The following is a 16,709-nucleotide window of genomic DNA, read 5'->3' as shown; positions in this document are numbered from 1 at the left end:
AAAATGGCCTGTTCTCTTGAAAAACAGGCCATTGCTATAGTTATAAAATTTAGAGCTTACTGGTGCTCTTCCAGTGTTTTATGCAAAATTTCGGAGAAAAGGAATACCTCTTCGAAGCTGTTGTAAAGTGGGGTTGGGGCTACACGAATAACGTTCGGCTCGCGGTAATCGACTATAATGCCGGCTTCCATTAATTTATTAAACAGCTCGCGCGCATTCTTCTTTACAAGGATGGATATCTGGCAGCCACGGGCCTTTGGGTCAGTTGGGGTGATCATTTCCAGCACATCCTTGCCCACATGCACATCGTTTATCAGGTACTCCAGGTAACCGGTCAGTTTTTCGCTTTTGGTGCGCATGTTATCCATTCCGGCTTCATCAAACAACTCTAAAGATGCGCGGTGCACGGCCAAAGGTAAGATCTGGGCATTGCTTAGCTGCCAGCCAGCAGCTCCCGGCATCGGTATAAAGCCTTTCTTCATCTGGAAACGTGAGCTGGCATCGTGGCCCCACCAGCCGGCAAAACGCGGCAAGTCAGGGTTGTTGGCGTGGCGCTCGTGCACAAACACGCCAGACGTGCCGCCCGGACCTGAGTTCAGGTATTTATAAGTACACCACACGGCAAAGTCCACGTCCCAGTCGTGCAGTTTAACAGGGATGTTACCGGCAGCATGCGCCAGGTCAAACCCAACTATAGCACCCGCCTCGTGGCCTGCTTTGGTAATAGCTTCCATATCGAACACCTGTCCGGTATAGTAGTTTATACCGCCCATCATCACCAGCGCCAGCTCATCGGCATTGTCTTTTATGGCCTGCAGAATATCTTCGGTACGGAGTGTAAACTCGCCTTCGCGCGGGTATAGTTCAACTACAGCTTCATCTGGGTTATAGCCATGGAAACGGGTCTGGGTCTCTAACGCGTATTGGTCTGACGGGAACGCACCGGCTTCGGTAATGATCTTGAAACGCTTGCCTTCCGGTCTGTAAAACGATACCAGCATCAGGTGCAGGTTCACGGTCAGCTGGTTCATGATCACCACTTCGCTTTCTTTAGCACCTACCACGCGGGCCGCACCGGCAGCTAATAATTCGTGGTAGTTAAACCAGGGTTCCTCGCCTTTAAAATGTCCTTCTACCGCCAGGTTGGCCCATTTATACATTTCGTTATCAATGTACATCTGTGCTGATTTTGGCTGCAGCCCCAGCGAGTTGCCACAGAAGTAAATAGCATCCTGCTTGTTTACCTGCGGGAAGTAAAATTTATCTCTGAAATGATGTAACGGGTCGTTCTGGTCTTGTTGCTGCGCAAAGGCGAGGGTATTCTGATAGTTCATTGTAAATGCAGATCAGTTATAGTTTGTGCTACCCGGGGTAGCTATGGTTCGTTAAGGTCTGCGAATATACTAATTTGTGCCGGTTTGCTTTTGCGCTTCAGGTATGTTTAGGGCACTGGCAATCGTTTATAGTTTAAGTCTGAATGGTAACTATAAAATCAGAAAAGCTTTTGTGGGTTGGCCTGCGTATTTAAGTATAAAAGTTTTATCTTGTTGGATTGCCTGACACTATTATAGCGATAAATCCGGCATTTCGCCCTTTTACATCATGCACAAACAAACGCTTACACATCCTGTACTAACAGACTCGGGTCTGCTGAAGATCGATATACACACGCATATTTTGCCGGCTACCTGGCCTAACCTGCGCGAACGGTACGGGTACGGCGGCTTTATACGGCTGGAACATCACAAGCCCTGCTGTGCCCGCATGATGATGGACGACAAGTTCTTCCGCGAAATTCAGGATAATTGCTGGGACCCAAAGGTGCGCATGCACGAGTGCAGCCAGCATAAAGTAGGCGTGCAGGTGCTCAGCACGGTACCGGTTATGTTTAACTACTGGGCCAAGCCGGAACACACCTACGACCTAAGTAAATTCCTGAACGACCACATTGCCGGCATCGTAGCTGATTATCCGGACCGCTTTATCGGATTGGGAACGCTGCCGATGCAGGATGCCGACCTGTCTATAAAAGAGCTGGAACGTTGCGTTAAGGAACTGGGCATGCCCGGCATACAGATTGGCTCTAACATAAATGGCAAAAACCTGGATGCGGCAGAGCTCTTCCCGATATTTGAGGCCGCACAGGACCTTGGTGCTGCTGTTTTTGTACATCCCTGGGATATGCTGGGCAAAGACCGCACGGGTAATTACTGGATGCCGTGGCTGGTAGGTATGCCCGCCGAAACTACGGTTGCCATCTGCTCGATGATATTCGGTGGAGTGTTTGAACGTTTGCCAAAATTGCGAGTAGCCTTTGCACATGGCGGTGGTTCCTTCCCATCAACTATAGGCCGTATTGCCCATGGTTTTGAAGTGCGCCCAGACCTTTGCGCTATCGATAATCCTGTTAATCCTCGCGAGTATCTGGGCAAATTCTACTTCGATTCGCTGGTGCACGACCCGTTGATGCTGGAATACCTGGTGAACTTGGTAGGTGCTGATAAGATTGCTTTAGGAACAGATTACCCGTTCCCATTGGGCGAACTGGAGCCTGGTAAACTTATAGAATCCATGCCGTACGACCTGGCAACTATAGAACGCATGCTGAGCGGCACTGCCCTGGAGTGGCTGAATTTGAAAAAGGAACAGTTTGTGAAAGCACCAACTATGAAGCCGGGGTCAATACTAGCTGATTAAAAATAATAACCTATCAGGAAAGCTATAGTTTTGGTGTTTGAATCAACAGCATCACTCATCTTGTCGATAGTTCTATGTTCTTGTATGTCAAAACCAAACTCGTAGCGTGCTTCAAGAGATATTTTCTGATTTTTGATATGTATATAAGTACCGGCTCCGCTCAATAAACCCTGCTGGCGCTTAGCAACATAGTGTGGATCGTCATTTATCCGTTCCTCAGGTGTGCTGGTGCTTGTTTGTCTCACATACTGACGGTGTTTGTAATCGCGGGTTTGAAAGAAATTCATAAAGCTGCCAACATTTATAAAAGGCTGAATTGTTTTTCCAGCAAAATTATAACGTAGTAAAGCACTCCCTTTTATAGACGACAAGTTGAAAGCCATATCGTTGTCGTAATAAGTTCCGAACCACTGGTAACTTGAAGTTGCCTCAAACTTATAGCGAAAATAATGTACTTCCGTTTGCAGAGACAGGTGCTCGATTAGCCGTGGGGAGTTGACGTTGGCTACCAACCCGAATGATGGATAAATTTCTTTATTGAAGTCTGCGTTTTTAAGATGCAGATAAGCCTCGCTCTCAGCAGAGAAATTTAGCGTTGTATAGTTTACCCCTGCAGTTATACCGGCGCGTACCGCCAGCCAGGGTTTGGATTCTTTAAAAACAACCTGCTCTGTATCGCCGGCACAACGATTATACTCCTGCACAAGTGCTACCAGGCTTTTCTGTCTTAAGTAAACATTCTCTATTTTAGGAAGCAGCTTATAACAATCCTGCATCAGAGTGTTTAGTACTACCACATGGTGGTTTATACGCCTCACAGCAAGCGTACCATTGCTTGCTGCAGGGTCTTCACCGTTCCCGTATTTGTAATAAGACTGATTGGTGTAATAAAGCTTATAAACTTTCGGGTCGTGTTTTTTCTGTACAAAGAAGGTGCCCTTATAGTTGTAAAGGCTTATAGTTCCACGTAAAAGCTCTTCCATAAATACCTGTTCGGCAGCCAGCGTATCGGCGTGGTCGAGGTATTTAGACTGGTAGTTTTTATCATTTAAGAAACCATAGCTTACTACCTCGTGAGGTGTATAGTTAACTTCAGTTGCTTGTTCGGTTTGCTTAAATGCACAGGTATTGCCACTCAGGATACCCGAGCGATAACTTACGAGGCCTTGCAATGTATCACCTTTAGCCAGTACTACATAGCCTTCCCTGAAATCGGATTGTGCAACAACAGGTTTAGTAAACAATAAAAGGATAACGTAAATAAGGGGCAGGAGTAAGCTTGTTTTCATGAATTAGCAGTTATAATATAGCACAACGCTAATATAGTTGATATTCAAGAATTAACAAACCAACTACTACTACTGGAGCTGGGGCTCAAACAAAACTTACAAAAATGGAGTATACTACTGGTTTACGGCTGCTAGAAAGGCCTTTAACTCATCCATTTTATCATATCTAACCAGGATTCTTATGAACATGATCAATAATAAACTGAAGGGACTTGCTGTGGCTGTACTTATAGTTGGAGCAGGTACTGTCACCAATACAGCTTTTGCACAGAAGAAAAAGCAACAGACGCCGCCGGTTCAGCCTAAAACAGAACAGACTACTCCGCAAACTACCCCAGTCACTAACTTCACCGATGCAGATCTAAAGCAGTTTGCCGATGCCAATAACCGCCTGATGGTTATACAACAGGAAGGGGAGAAAGCGATGCTTGCTATTTTGGCGGAAGAGAAACTGAGTGTGGAGAAATTCAGTGAGATGGCGAAAGCGCATCAGCAGCAGAAAATGAGCGAAGTTAATGCCACGGCTGAAGAGTTTGCTGCATTTAACAAGGCGGCACAGCGCATGATGGAAATGCAGCCAACAATGGAACAGGATATGGAAAAGGCTATTGTAAAGGATGGAATGACAGTAGAAAAGTATGAGCAGATAATGCTTGCCGTTAAGCAGGATCCGGCCATGCAGGCCAAAGTGCAGCAATTAATGGGTCAGAAGTAGAAGGTCTAACCTATAAAAAAACGCTGCTCCTAAAAGGGGCAGCGTTTTTCATTTGTATTCTCATGTCTTTAGTTTCCCGGGGCGAACTCCATAATCCGGAAGGTTTTTGATTTGCGGTCGTAGTAGCCATAATGCAGTTTGTTGCCGTAGCGGTACACCGTTTTATAGTCCGGCTCCGATTTCAGCTCCTGCTCAAACTTGTCTACTTTGTCCTGCACCAACTCCTTCGTGCCGTTATCAGTTTTTGCCAAGGTGTTATCATCCAGCACAGCCCTGAAATAAGTGCTTATACCTGGTCCGGAAGGACGGCTGCCACCTTGCCCGTAGGGGTCGTAAAAGTAGCGGCTGTAATAGGGCGAGTTAAGGTAATAGTTTGGTATGTTATAAGCCGGCACCCAACGGCCAGGTATCATCATCAGGCCGCGCGAAGTTCGGTAGTACTGGTCTGGAGTACGCACCATGCGCGACATATCTGAAGATGTGTTTCGCTCTCCCGGCGGATCGTAAGAGCCTATCGTTAACTGTATTGTGCTATCCGTAAAAGCATTTACTGTAATGGCAGGCAAGCCTTCCGCCAGTTTCTTCATTACTTTCGATGTCTGCTTCACGGTATCTACATCAGAAGCAAATAAGCCACGCATGCCACGCTGATAAACCGGCGTAGACTTAATGGCTATGTCCTGATCGCCGCTAAAGGTGTAGGTTTTTACAGGCTCCAGCGTGTTGAAATTATAAGCTGTAAGGTTCAGCTTGTCGCGGTCGAGCTGCAGCCTGAACAGTGTATCGCGGAACAGGAAAGAGTTAAACGAAGGGTCATTGCGTTGTTCCAGTGCCGGCAACGTGCGGTAAGTTGTTTTACCGGTGTCCCAGTTCAAAGCCAGTATTTCTGTTGTCGCTTCTTTTCGGTTAAGGTCTTTCAGCGACTGGCCATCAAAAATAATGTAAATGTTGCCATCACGACTATAGATCTTGCCACTATGGTAACCGGCTACTACAGTCTGCTCCATGTCCGGATGCACATACACCAGGTCCATCAGGCGGGTATCTTTAGTCCGGGTATCAGGCAGGTTAGGCTCAAATATCTGGCGCTCCATTTTTGCTAAGCCTTCCGGCGAATCGCTGCTACGATACAGGTGCAGGCGGTCTTTCCGGTCGGTATACAGCATGTAAAAGTGCTCGTCGTCGCCAAAGCCACCAACAAAATAAGTGTTACGTTCTTTGTCGAGCTCTACATCCTGCAAGCTTCTGAAAGCTCCGGTTTTACGGTTAATGGCAAACGGACGCACATAATCACGGCGACCATTCTCGTAGCGGCTGTAAAAAATAAAATCTGTGTCGGTTACACGTGTACCCAACACCTGCGGGTCCCGGTTCCAGCGGTAAGGAATCTCGTGCTGTGCCAGTACTTCTCCTGTAGGAGATACAAGCGTGAAATGCAGCTTATTATTCTGATAAAAATACAAGCAAACATTCCCGTTATCGTCGGCCACAGAAACCAGGTCTTCTGGTTGGCGAAGTGGCAGCTCCAGATTGGCAAACTCGCGCTGGGCACTAGCCATTTGCGCAAAGCCCATAAACAGGAGCAGGGTTAGGATGAATTTATGCATAGTGTTAATATACGATTTACGAGGTATAACTAGCAAATTTCCAGCCAGAAGTTATGATTTTAGAGGGAGGTAAAGTTATTTTTTAAAGTTGTTTTAATGGATTTGATAGTATGACTAACAGTGGCTGAATTGGGATTAACAGGAGTAGTAAGACCTAGCAGCGTGCGCAGCTCCTGCTAGTGTCTGGATTCTAGTTAATTTACTTCTCTTTTGTCATTTCGAACGGAGTGAGAAATCTATCCCAGCTTATAGTTTGAGAAGCTACAATGCTATAGCTTGCTACTCTACTATCCGAACTAAGCTATCCTTTCAAATTTCCTTTCATCCTGGGAGCTCTACTCATTTACAGTTCTATAGTTGGCTTTGGTGCCCTCACGGCCGGGAGGCCCCGTCTTCGGGCATCGCGCGGTGTACATTTCTTTTGTTCGTCCCTCACAATGCTTTCAGCACCAGAAATCTACAAGGCGCTCCACCCAAAGACTGCGAAGTTTCGCATAGCTATAGCTTGTCTATAGTTTTAACTGGCAAGCTTCGAGTTTGATCGGGATCATAATTCCGAAGGGACAGGTACACCTGTCCTGCTCATGGTAAGTAGAAATAGAACTATAGTTTGTGAATTAGTACAGCAGAAAGTCCCCCTTTAAAGGGGGTAGGGGATGACAAACAGCAACTATAAAACGATAAATCAAACTACAACTGTAGCCGTAATTCCCTCTTGGGAGGGGCAGGGGTGGGTTAAAACCACAACTATAAAACTATAGCCAACGCTACTACTTTTCCCCGTCCCTACCGGGCCAGTTGAGTCAGGAGACTCAACACCATAGCAAGTCACGAGCGAGGACGCTCTCGCCAGCAAAATGGCTAACTATAGAACTATAATCACAACTATAGCAAAACCACAGAACCTTAAAATCAATCACCCTGAATTAGTCATTCAGATTTTACAATGCAAACATCCCGGCAGTAAGTGCAAGCAAAAGGCCGCTTCCGAAGCCAGTATATACTTCTGCAGGAGAATGTGCGTGTAATGCTAAACGAGCAGATAGAACCGCACCGGTTAAAACTATACTTAGGGAGATCGGTAAAAGCATCGGCACATCCGGCACCAGTCTGCTCAACAGCAAAAGCAAGCCTAAAGCTCCACCAACACCTACACTGTGCGCACTTACTTTCCAGAACAGTGAAATGCCATAGGTCAGCAGTACTGATGCGGTGATAATTGCCATGATAAAATAAAAGATCTCATCGAAGGCGGGCTCGCGGTAGAGCAGGTAAGTGGTGATGCCATAACACAGGCTGGTGAAAAGTAATGGCAGGCGGCGTTGCTCACGACGCTCCATTTCCATAGAGTCTAGCTGGCCGGAGCGCACCATGGTGTAAGCACCTAAACCGGGAATAATAAAAGTGGTGAAAAAGATCATCCCCAGCACAATCCAGCGGCTTTGCATAGGAAGCGAAAGCGCCGGAGCGGGCAAGTAATAAAGTATAAACGCAAAAAGGTATGTTGGCAGCAACAGCGGGTGTAACACTACAGACAGGGCTTTCGCGAGCGAACGATTCACAGGAAAGTTAGAAAGTTAGAGAGTTAAAAAGTTAGAAAGTTATACTTCCCGAAATCCAGCAATTAACAATTAGCAATCAACAATTAAAGCTCTTTGCGCAGGCGGGCTACAGGTATATTTAGCTGCTCACGGTATTTGGCGACGGTACGGCGGGCAATGTTGTAGCCTTTCTCGTTCAGTATCTGCTCTATTTTTTCGTCCGACAGTGGTTTGCGTTTGCTTTCACCATCTATAATTTCTTTCAGAATATGCTTTACTTCACGGCTGCTGGCATCTTCGCCAGAGTCGGTTGCGATACCTTCTGAGAAGAAATATTTGAGCGGGTAAATGCCAAATTCAGTCTGCACGGCTTTGCTGTTGGCCACACGGCTTACCGTACTGATGTCCATGCCAATATCTTCGGCAATGTCTTTCAGGATCATCGGGCGGAGTTCGCTTTCATCACCCTCTAAAAAGAAGTTATGCTGATACTTGATGATGGATTCCATAGTCCGCAGCAACGTGTTCTGGCGCTGGCGTATGGCATCTATAAACCACTTGGCTGCATCCAGTTTCTGCTTCACAAACGTCACGGTCTCCTTCAGCTTTTTATCCTTCTTGTCTGATTTGTCATAGGCATCAAACATATCGGCATACGAGCGACTGATACGTAAATCCGGAGCGTTACGCGAGTTAAGCGACAGTTCCAGTTGGCCGTTATTGTTAGTAAGTATAAAGTCTGGGATGATGTACTGAATGCGCGTCATGCCGGCTCCGGCGCCACCTGGCTTCGGGTTCAGCTTTGTAATGATGTCTATGGCTTTTTTCAACTCATCTTCCGATACGCCAAACTTCGACTGTATTTTCTGGTAATGCTTTTTGGTAAACTCATCAAAGGCATCTTCCAGAATGCGCTCGGCCAGTATAATTGTTTCGTCCTGGTCGCGGCGGTGCAGTTGCAGCAGCAGACACTCCGGCAAATCGCGCGCAGCAATACCGGCCGGGTCGAAGGTCTGAATCATGTGCAGCACTTCTTCTATCTCCTCCTCACTGGTCTCAATGTTCTGCGAAAAAGCCAGGTCGTTGGCAATAGCACTCAGGTCACGGCGGATGTAGCCATCATTATCGATACTGCCTATAAGTTGCATGCCAATAATGTGCTGCTTGTCATCCAGGTCCAGGAAACCCAGCTGGTCCATCAACTGATCGGTAAGCGACGAGGCTACAGCAATCGGCATCTCACGGTCATCTTCGTCTTCGCCGCCACGGTCGCCCTGCATCTTATAGCCGCTTATCTCATCATCGTTCAGGTAGTCGTTAATGTCTACATCATCTTTGCCGTAGTCATCGTCGTTATCACCGTATTCTTCCGAATCAGAGTCGTTGTACTGGTCTTCAGGCTGGTCGGCGCCCTCTTCCAGGGCAGGGTTTATTTCCAGTTCTTCTTTAATGCGCATCTCCAGCTCGGCCGTAGGTATCTGCAACAGCTTGATAAATTGTATCTGCTGCGGCGATAGCTTCTGCTGTAAAAGTTGTCTTAAGTCGAGACGCTGCATGGGTTAAGAATTGGTTATCAGTGACGGTTCCCCGTATTTCAAATTTAGAATAATTTTACTCGCAATATCAACAAAAGGTTGAAAATTCGTGTGTTTAGCACATTTTTTGTTAAGAACGTCCAGCCACTCAGGTGCGTTTATCGCTTTTTATAGTTTCTGGCTTACCTTTGTAGGCTGAAGGGTATAAACTATGGCTATAGTTAAATGCATAGGGCCGTTAAAATTCCGGTCAATTCTTTATACCTTTAACATCAGGCTACATTTAAATTACATAAACGCAACGTTACATGCAACGCACAAAAGTTAAAGACCTGCTGACAGGCGCCGAAGCGGGCAAAGAGGTTCTGCTGAAAGGCTGGGTGCGCACCAAGCGCGGAAATAAGTATGTGAACTTTATTGCCGTTAACGACGGCTCTACTATAAATACGATACAGGTTGTAGCCGATGCCAATAATTTCAGCGAAGAAGCTCTGAAAGACGTTACGACCGGCGCTGCCGTTTCTATTACCGGTGAGCTGGTGGCATCGCAGGGCAAAGGACAGGCGTTTGAAGTGCAGGCTAAATCCATAGAAGTACTGGGTAAAGCTGACCCGGAAGCATATCCATTACAGAAGAAAGCACACTCGCTGGAGTTTTTGCGTGAGATAGCACACCTGCGTTTCCGTACCAATACGTTTGGGGCTGTTTTCAGAGTGCGCAACACGCTGGCATTTGCGGTGCACAGGTTCTTTAACGAAAAGGGCTTCGTTTACATGCACACGCCGATCATCACCGCTTCGGATGCAGAAGGAGCTGGCGAGATGTTCCGGGTAACTACACTGGATCCTATTAATCCACCTAAAACAGAAGACGGTGCAGTAAACTATGCGGAAGACTTCTTCGGTAAAGCGACTAACCTGACGGTTTCTGGTCAGTTGGAAGGTGAGTTGGCAGCGATGGCGTTCAGTGATATTTATACATTCGGACCTACGTTCAGAGCTGAAAACTCTAACACTACACGCCACCTGGCGGAGTTCTGGATGATAGAGCCGGAAATGGCTTTCTACGACCTGAAAATGAACGCCGACCTGGCCGAAGAATTTATCAAGTACATCATCCGTTATGCACTGGAAAACAACCGCGAGGATATTGAATTCTTAGGCCAGCGCTTAACAGAAGAAGATAAAGCCAAGCCTCAGAACGAACGCCAGGAAATGACCTTGCTCGAAAAGCTGGAGTTTGTAGTAAACAACGACTTTGAGCGCGTAACTTATACCGAGGCGATCGACATTCTGCTGAACTCAAATCACTACAAAAAGAAGAAATTCCAGTACGAAGTTAGCTGGGGTATTGACCTACAAAGTGAGCACGAGCGCTACCTGGTAGAGAAGCACTTCAAGAAGCCGGTTATAGTTACCGACTATCCGAAAGACATTAAAGCATTCTACATGCGCCTGAACGACGACGGCAAAACCGTTGCGGCAATGGATATACTTGCCCCGGGGATTGGCGAGATTGTAGGCGGTTCGCAACGCGAAGAGCGTCTGGATATACTAGTGGAGCGCATGAAAGGCGTAGGCATACACGAAGAAGACCTGTGGTGGTACCTGGATACACGCCGTTTCGGTGGCTGTCCGCATGCTGGTTTTGGTCTGGGCTTCGAGCGTATGGTGCAGTTCGTTACCGGCATGGGCAACATCCGCGACGTAATTCCTTTCCCGAGAACACCGCAGAACGCAGAGTTTTAAACTGAACTATAGTTTATAGTTATCAAACGCCTGGCTATAATTTAGCCGGGCGTTTATCATTCAACCCAACCTTTTTCATATGAACAAATTTTACTTTCTATTGCTTTTTTTAACCTGCCTGGGCAGCGGCAGTATGGCGCAGGATAACTCTCAGCAAGAACAGTTCGCCAAAAGAAGTTATACCGGCATTAAAGGTGGGGCAAACCTGTCCACTTTTTCGGGAGATATGCAGAACCTGGAGAGGCAGTTTGGGGCAAACGCCGGCATTTACGCATTGTATATGGAGAGCGAGCATTTTGGTATTCAGCCGGAGATACAATATTCGCTGCAGGGTGCGGGAGAGAAAGGGCGTGGCCACCTTTTGATGCATTACTTAGCCATCCCGATCATGCTGAAATATTACCCTGCCCCAAGTTTTAGCATACAGGCTGGCCCTTATGCAGCACTCCTTTTAAAAGCTAAGTACGAATATGAGGCTATCGACGTGACGGATAACAAAGCAAAAGGAAATGACTTTGGCTTTGCCTATGGCTTTTCGGTTGGCAACGAGAGCAAGCTTACGTTTGGTGTCCGCCACCATGTAGGCCTGTCAAGCATCTACAAAGACTTTAAGGCATACAACCAAACGGTACAGGCAAGCCTCAGCTTCTGCATCAGCCAGAAATAGAGGTAATGTTACACCGCTGCAGATCGGTTGATGATCGCTTGTCTATTATCATCGTGTTAAGCGTTTTGATAACTAAAAGACTTTCGCTGTAATCCAGCATTGGTTCTTTTGAGAGGAAGGGTTTCAGGTTTTGTTTAGATACGGTTTATAGGTTCATAGTTGCCGTAGTCCAACCACCCCCAGCCCCTCCTTGTCTAAGGCGGGGAGCTTTAGGTTACTGCTATAGTTGGTGGCTAAAGTTTTATAGTTGCTGTTTTTAACCCACCCCTACCCCTCCCGAGAGGGGAATTCTTGTTGTAGGAATAGTTTGAGCTATAGTTCTATAGTTACCGTTTCAACACCCCTGTAGTCCCCTCGAGGGGACAATTACCGCTTTGCAAATTTCTAAGCTATAATTCTATAGTTACCGACCATGAGCAGGCCAAGTTTACTTGGCCCTACGAAACTCTCACCACGATCAATCTCGAAGCTTACCGGTTCAAACTATAAAAGTACTATAGCTATCGATAGATCTCAGTCTTTGGGTTGAGCGCCTTGTAGATTTCTGGTACCAAAGGTATTGTGAGGAACGAACAAAAGAAATGTACACCGCGCGATGCCCGAAGACGGGGCCTCCCGGCCCTGAGGGCACCAAAGCTAAATTGAAACTATAGGCTTGTAAAGCTCCCAGGATTAGAAGCAGCTATGAAAGGAAGGCTTGGTTCGAATAGTAGTAATCTCAACTATAAGCTGAGATAGATTTCTCACTTTGTTCGAAATGACAAAAGAGAAGTAAATCAACAATAGCTCAGACGCTAGCAGGAGCTGCGCCCTCTGCTAGGTCTTAGCTTATACTCAAAATGGCAAAATAGAAACCATACGATCAAGCTTTTCTCAAATTGTAAGAATTACAAAAGCAAATTGGCCTTTAGCACATTGACTTTGCACTTAACCCCATCTTCATTACCTTTGAATAACTACAAAACAAACCCATTAGACTATGACTTACGAGTGCTTACTATATGACGTGCAGGATGGTGTGGCAACCATCACATTAAACCGACCAGATGTATTTAATGCCTTTAACGACCAGCAAAGCTACGATCTGCAGGATGCCCTGAAACAGGTAACCCGCGATGATAATGTGCGTGTAGTAATATTGACCGGTGCTGGAAAAGCTTTCTGCTCCGGTCAGGATCTGAAGGCCATTGCCAGTGCCAGCAAACGTGATCTTTCAGAGTCGCTGGAGAAACGCTATAACCCGATTATACGTGCCATGCGCAACTTACCAAAGCCGATCATCTGTAAGCTGAATGGGGTAGCTGCAGGAGCGGGTTGCTCGCTGGCCTTGGCTTGCGATATGGTAGTAGCATCTACGGCGGCTAGTATGATAGAAGTATTTGTAAATGTAGGACTGGTGCTGGATTCCGGTTCCTCGTTTTTCCTGCCGCGTGTCGTTGGCTCGCTTAAGGCATTTGAACTGAGCACGCTGGGCTCAAAAGTATCTGCGGAAGAAGCTTTGCAGCTGGGTATGGTAAACAAGGTAGTGGCACCGGAAGAACTGGATGCGGCAGTAGCAGAACTTGCGGCCCGCTATGCTGTAGCGCCAACCAAAGCCATCGGCCTGATGAAGAAAATGCTGAACAAGTCTTTCAATTCATCTCTGGATGAGATGCTGGATTATGAAGCTCATTGCCAGAAGATTGCCGGTAATTCTGCTGACTATAAAGAAGGTGTAACAGCCTTTAACGAGAAACGGAAACCCGAATTTAAAGGAGCATAACTATAGCTTATAGTTTAAACGATATCAGAAGCCGGGGCCATGCTCCGGCTTTTTTTATAGTTACTAAAAGCTGTTTACGTTTTATGTTCGTACTTATAGCTTGTGGGGTTGTGCTGATCAACCATATGTTATAGTTGCCTGCCTGAAATCCTTTAACCAAATCTGTAGACACATGAAGAATAAGATATTTTCCTTTCTGTTTGTTTTTATAGTAGCAACTATAGTTTCAGTGCCGGTGCGGGTATTGGCCCAGGATTGTTCTGGGTATTATATGCTCCACAACAACGCCGAATATGAACTGGCAAACTATGATAAAAAAGATAAGCTGACAGGCAGGGTACAGTACAAAGTGACATCTGTTAACAGCAGTCCTACAAAAACGGAAGCTACCCTGCATAGTAAGGTCTTCGACGAAAAAGGGGAGCTCGCCACCGAAAGTGATTATACTGTTACCTGTCAGAACGGAAGCATCCTGGTTGATATACGATCTATGATGGATCCGGAAATGTTTGCGGCTTACCAGAATATGGATGTGAAGATGCATGGTGACCATTTAAATTATCCTTTAATGTTAACAACAGGGCAGAAACTGGACGATGGTACCTTTACTATTGATGTGCTGGATAAGCAAAGCGGCCAGGCGTTAACTTCTATTGTTATGAACATAACGGAACGTACCGTGGGTGATAAGGAAAGTATACATGTGCCAGCCGGCGCCTATAGTGCTTTTAAAATAAACCAGGACATGGAAATGCAGACCAGAGCAATGGGAATGAACATGCCGGCAACGCGCCTCCAGACAGTAGAATATTTTGTGCCGGGAGTTGGTATGGTACGGTCAGAAGCTTATAAAAACGGGAAGCTGCAGTCTTACACAGTGCTAAACAAAATTGTAAAGTAACTATAGCTATTAAGGTCTACAAGATAAAAGCCTGTTGCGTTATGCAGCAGGCTTTTATCTTGTAAAGGTGTCAAAAGGAATAACCCACAGAAAATTTAAGTTTGCCGAGCGGTGTTGCTGCAATGTAAGAACTTTCGTCGCGGATGAGTTCGTAGCCGATTATGTGCTCAGGCAATAACTCGTCAGCACTGCTGGCTTTGGCATATTTTACACGGCCACCCAGCGCACCGGCAAGTTCCAGTGTAAAATGCCTGCCTAACAGGTGCTGATACCCAATCTGGTAGCTAAGGTCTAACGAGTGCTGGTACAGGCGGCCTACAAAGCGGTAGTTGGGCGAGGTGGGGTCCTGCTCGGGCAATTCAAAAACATCTTTGTCGAAGAGCAGAAAGCGATAGCCAAATACCGGCCCATGAAAAAAACCGAATGGAGCGCTTTTCTTTTTGGAAGTGTAGTGGCGCTGGCTCATGTGTACGGCTACCCCCATCACATCTTTCGCTTCAAAATCTTCCCAATCCTCTGTCCCGTCTTTCAGGTAACTTTTATAGATATACCCGATCCCGTATTCGTTGGCTACACGCTCTGTCCGTAGCTTTTCCAGCGACAGGTATATTTCGCCTAACTGTACCGGGTGCAATTTTATGATACGGTCGTGCGCTTTGTCTATCTCTTTTATGTCTGGCGCGTCCGGGTCCTGCTCTTGCCCACGCTGCGCCGAAGCTACTTGTAAGGATAGCAGGCACAGCAGGAATAAAAATGCTTTAAACAGCGTGTGTAATTCTTTTTTCATAGAGCTGGGATTTAGAGGCAAAACTATAGTTTAAGCCTGAAACTATAATAACAAACAGCAAAGTAACTATACTCTTTACGCAAAAACGAATGGCATTAGACAAAGCCTGAGCATTAGTGGCTGGCTATAGCAACTTACGTTATAACCAGATGATTATTAGGGCGTATAAAATATGTTGCAACTTGATAATGTACAACTTAACAAACTATAAAACTATGAAAAAATTAACATCAACAACATTAATTGCATGTGCTTTGCTATTCGGCTTTAGCTGTAATCAGAAAAAGGAACCAGTAGAGGAAGCACAGGAAGCAAACGAACAGGCGTTTGAAGATACGCCTATGGAAGAGACAAAAGATGACGTCTCAGAATTTATGACCGAAGCAGCCAGCGGCGGTATGATGGAGGTAGAGCTTGGCAAAATAGCCCAGCAAAAAGCACAGCACGCCGATGTGAAAAGCTTTGCACAAATGATGGTAACCGACCATACCAAGGCAAACGATGAGCTAAAAGCACTGGCAGGCACCAAAAGTATCATTTTGCCTGATAGCATGAGCAAAGACCACATGGATCACATTAACAACCTGCGTGATAAAACTGGTGCTGACTTTGATAATGCCTACATGGACCTGATGGTGGATGACCACGAGGATGATGTAAAAGAATTTGACGAAGCTGCACAAAACCTGCAGGACCCGGAAGTAAAAGCCTTTGCCAGTAAAACAGTTGTTACCCTGCGCAAACATCTTGACCGTGCCAAACAGATAAACGATATGCTGGATAAACAGAAAAAATAAACCGGCGCATAAATCTTTAAAACATATAGAAGCATCTGTAAGTAACTATACTTAACAGATGCTTTTTGTTTAATCAAGGAACTATGAAAAGATATTTATTCTATAGTGTGCTGTTTGGGGTGTTGCTCTTTACGCAGGTAAGCTGTAACTCTGACGACAGTATAAAAGCGGCCGCTAAGCAGAGTGTAGCGCAATTAGAACAGGCCGGTGTAAAGAACATGCAGAATGATGCCATTTTTGTGGCTGAAGCCGCCAGCGCAGATATGTTGTATCTGCAGCTAAGCAAGGAAGCTATTACCAGAGGCGTAAGCCCCGAAGTGAAGGCAATGGCGCAGCAAATGCAGGAAGAGCACGAGCAGATGCTTACAGAACTACAGGAACTGAGCAGTCGGGCTAATTTTGTGTTACCGCAAACCCTGGGCAATGCACATAAGGAAATCTACGAGGAAGTAGCCTCCAAGGAAGGTATTGCATTTGATCTGGCTTACATCAGGGAAGTCAGGCACCTGCACGATGAGTTGCTGGACCGCTACCAGGATATGTCTGAGAATGGCGTCTCGATGGAAGTAAAGCAATATGCATCGCGGCAGCTACCGCTTATAAGGCAACATCTGGAGCAGGCCGAGGCGCTGGAAAAGAAGATACAGTAACTATAAAGCCGCA

The 16,709-nt window shown here is 46.1% G+C and carries 14 protein-coding genes; 8 read left to right on the top strand and 6 right to left on the bottom strand.

All coding sequences use genetic code 11. The annotated features are described in order from the left end of the window. Nucleotides 1–56 precede the first annotated feature (56 nt). Entirely contained in the window at nt 57–1,334 is a 1,278-nt protein-coding gene (kynU, locus tag KYK27_RS04715; RefSeq protein WP_199108835.1) for a kynureninase, read from the bottom strand. A 268-nt stretch (nt 1,335–1,602) separates the two neighbouring features. Here kynU and KYK27_RS04710 point away from each other — a divergent pair, with 268 nt between their 5' ends. Beyond that, the gene (locus KYK27_RS04710; protein ID WP_199108834.1) at nt 1,603–2,697 is read left to right on the top strand and encodes an amidohydrolase family protein; all 1,095 of its coding nucleotides are present in this window, start codon (nt 1,603–1,605) and stop codon (nt 2,695–2,697) included. Here KYK27_RS04710 and KYK27_RS04705 read toward each other — a convergent pair. Continuing rightward, nucleotides 2,694–3,986: a PorT family protein gene (locus KYK27_RS04705; protein WP_233150249.1), complete on the bottom strand. Its 1,293-nt coding sequence runs from the start codon at nt 3,984–3,986 to the stop codon at nt 2,694–2,696. The genes KYK27_RS04710 and KYK27_RS04705 overlap by 4 nt on opposite strands. 181 nt (nt 3,987–4,167) lie before the next feature. Here KYK27_RS04705 and KYK27_RS04700 point away from each other — a divergent pair, with 181 nt between their 5' ends. Then, nucleotides 4,168–4,701: a DUF4168 domain-containing protein gene (locus KYK27_RS04700; RefSeq protein WP_199108833.1), complete on the top strand. Its 534-nt coding sequence runs from the start codon at nt 4,168–4,170 to the stop codon at nt 4,699–4,701. A 68-nt stretch (nt 4,702–4,769) separates the two neighbouring features. Here KYK27_RS04700 and KYK27_RS04695 read toward each other — a convergent pair whose 3' ends face one another. The 3 genes from KYK27_RS04695 to rpoN form a co-directional block, all read right to left on the bottom strand. Further along, complete coding sequence (locus tag KYK27_RS04695) at nt 4,770–6,308, bottom strand: hypothetical protein (RefSeq protein ID WP_199108832.1); 1,539 nt, start codon at nt 6,306–6,308, stop codon at nt 4,770–4,772. A gap of 941 nt (nt 6,309–7,249) precedes the next feature. After that, nucleotides 7,250–7,870, bottom strand: coding sequence for a hypothetical protein (locus KYK27_RS04690; RefSeq protein WP_317195886.1), 621 nt, complete (start codon nt 7,868–7,870; stop codon nt 7,250–7,252). Between the two features lie 83 nt (nt 7,871–7,953). Further along, nucleotides 7,954–9,405 carry an RNA polymerase factor sigma-54 gene (gene rpoN, locus KYK27_RS04685; RefSeq protein WP_199108831.1) on the bottom strand — a complete coding sequence of 484 codons (1,452 nt, stop codon included), beginning with the start codon at nt 9,403–9,405 and terminating at the stop codon, nt 7,954–7,956. 287 nt (nt 9,406–9,692) lie between these two features. On the opposite strand from rpoN, the gene asnS reads away from it, so the two are divergent. The 4 genes from asnS to KYK27_RS04665 all read left to right on the top strand — a co-directional run bounded on the left by asnS (nt 9,693) and on the right by KYK27_RS04665 (nt 14,462). Continuing rightward, entirely contained in the window at nt 9,693–11,132 is a 1,440-nt protein-coding gene (gene asnS, locus KYK27_RS04680; protein ID WP_199108830.1) for an asparagine--tRNA ligase, read from the top strand. Between the two features lie 79 nt (nt 11,133–11,211). After that, nucleotides 11,212–11,799, top strand: coding sequence for a porin family protein (locus KYK27_RS04675; RefSeq protein WP_199108829.1), 588 nt, complete (start codon nt 11,212–11,214; stop codon nt 11,797–11,799). A gap of 979 nt (nt 11,800–12,778) precedes the next feature. Continuing rightward, the gene (locus KYK27_RS04670; protein ID WP_199108828.1) at nt 12,779–13,561 is read left to right on the top strand and encodes an enoyl-CoA hydratase-related protein; all 783 of its coding nucleotides are present in this window, start codon (nt 12,779–12,781) and stop codon (nt 13,559–13,561) included. Nucleotides 13,562–13,733: 172 nt separating this feature from the next. Beyond that, nucleotides 13,734–14,462, top strand: coding sequence for a hypothetical protein (locus tag KYK27_RS04665; protein WP_199108827.1), 729 nt, complete (start codon nt 13,734–13,736; stop codon nt 14,460–14,462). A gap of 70 nt (nt 14,463–14,532) precedes the next feature. On the opposite strand, the gene KYK27_RS04660 is transcribed toward KYK27_RS04665, so the two are convergent. Next, entirely contained in the window at nt 14,533–15,249 is a 717-nt protein-coding gene (locus KYK27_RS04660) for an ABC transporter ATP-binding protein (RefSeq protein ID WP_199108826.1), read from the bottom strand. A 215-nt stretch (nt 15,250–15,464) separates the two neighbouring features. Here KYK27_RS04660 and KYK27_RS04655 point away from each other — a divergent pair, with 215 nt between their 5' ends. Next, nucleotides 15,465–16,046 carry a DUF4142 domain-containing protein gene (locus KYK27_RS04655; RefSeq protein WP_199108825.1) on the top strand — a complete coding sequence of 194 codons (582 nt, stop codon included), beginning with the start codon at nt 15,465–15,467 and terminating at the stop codon, nt 16,044–16,046. Nucleotides 16,047–16,129: 83 nt separating this feature from the next. Beyond that, nucleotides 16,130–16,696: a DUF4142 domain-containing protein gene (locus tag KYK27_RS04650; protein ID WP_199108824.1), complete on the top strand. Its 567-nt coding sequence runs from the start codon at nt 16,130–16,132 to the stop codon at nt 16,694–16,696. Nucleotides 16,697–16,709 lie beyond the last annotated feature (13 nt).

This window comes from Pontibacter populi (genome assembly GCF_019336435.1).
In the GTDB taxonomy this organism is placed as follows: Bacteria; Bacteroidota; Bacteroidia; order Cytophagales; family Hymenobacteraceae; genus Pontibacter; species Pontibacter humidus.
The sequence above is the reverse complement of the archived record's forward strand: the minus strand, read 5'-3'. Positions and strand labels throughout refer to the sequence as shown.

Bases quoted from the DNA above. Each gene is read 5' to 3' on its own strand.
- kynU (WP_199108835.1), bottom strand. From the start codon at position 1,334: ATGAACTATCAGAATACCCTCGCCTTTGCGCAGCAACAAGACCAGAAC.
- KYK27_RS04710 (WP_199108834.1), top strand. From the start codon at position 1,603: ATGCACAAACAAACGCTTACACATCCTGTACTAACAGACTCGGGTCTG.
- KYK27_RS04705 (WP_233150249.1), bottom strand. From the start codon at position 3,986: ATGAAAACAAGCTTACTCCTGCCCCTTATTTACGTTATCCTTTTATTG.
- KYK27_RS04700 (WP_199108833.1), top strand. From the start codon at position 4,168: ATGAACATGATCAATAATAAACTGAAGGGACTTGCTGTGGCTGTACTT.
- KYK27_RS04695 (WP_199108832.1), bottom strand. From the start codon at position 6,308: ATGCATAAATTCATCCTAACCCTGCTCCTGTTTATGGGCTTTGCGCAA.
- rpoN (WP_199108831.1), bottom strand. From the start codon at position 9,405: ATGCAGCGTCTCGACTTAAGACAACTTTTACAGCAGAAGCTATCGCCG.
- asnS (WP_199108830.1), top strand. From the start codon at position 9,693: ATGCAACGCACAAAAGTTAAAGACCTGCTGACAGGCGCCGAAGCGGGC.
- KYK27_RS04675 (WP_199108829.1), top strand. From the start codon at position 11,212: ATGAACAAATTTTACTTTCTATTGCTTTTTTTAACCTGCCTGGGCAGC.
- KYK27_RS04670 (WP_199108828.1), top strand. From the start codon at position 12,779: ATGACTTACGAGTGCTTACTATATGACGTGCAGGATGGTGTGGCAACC.
- KYK27_RS04665 (WP_199108827.1), top strand. From the start codon at position 13,734: ATGAAGAATAAGATATTTTCCTTTCTGTTTGTTTTTATAGTAGCAACT.
- KYK27_RS04660 (WP_199108826.1), bottom strand. From the start codon at position 15,249: ATGAAAAAAGAATTACACACGCTGTTTAAAGCATTTTTATTCCTGCTG.
- KYK27_RS04655 (WP_199108825.1), top strand. From the start codon at position 15,465: ATGAAAAAATTAACATCAACAACATTAATTGCATGTGCTTTGCTATTC.
- KYK27_RS04650 (WP_199108824.1), top strand. From the start codon at position 16,130: ATGAAAAGATATTTATTCTATAGTGTGCTGTTTGGGGTGTTGCTCTTT.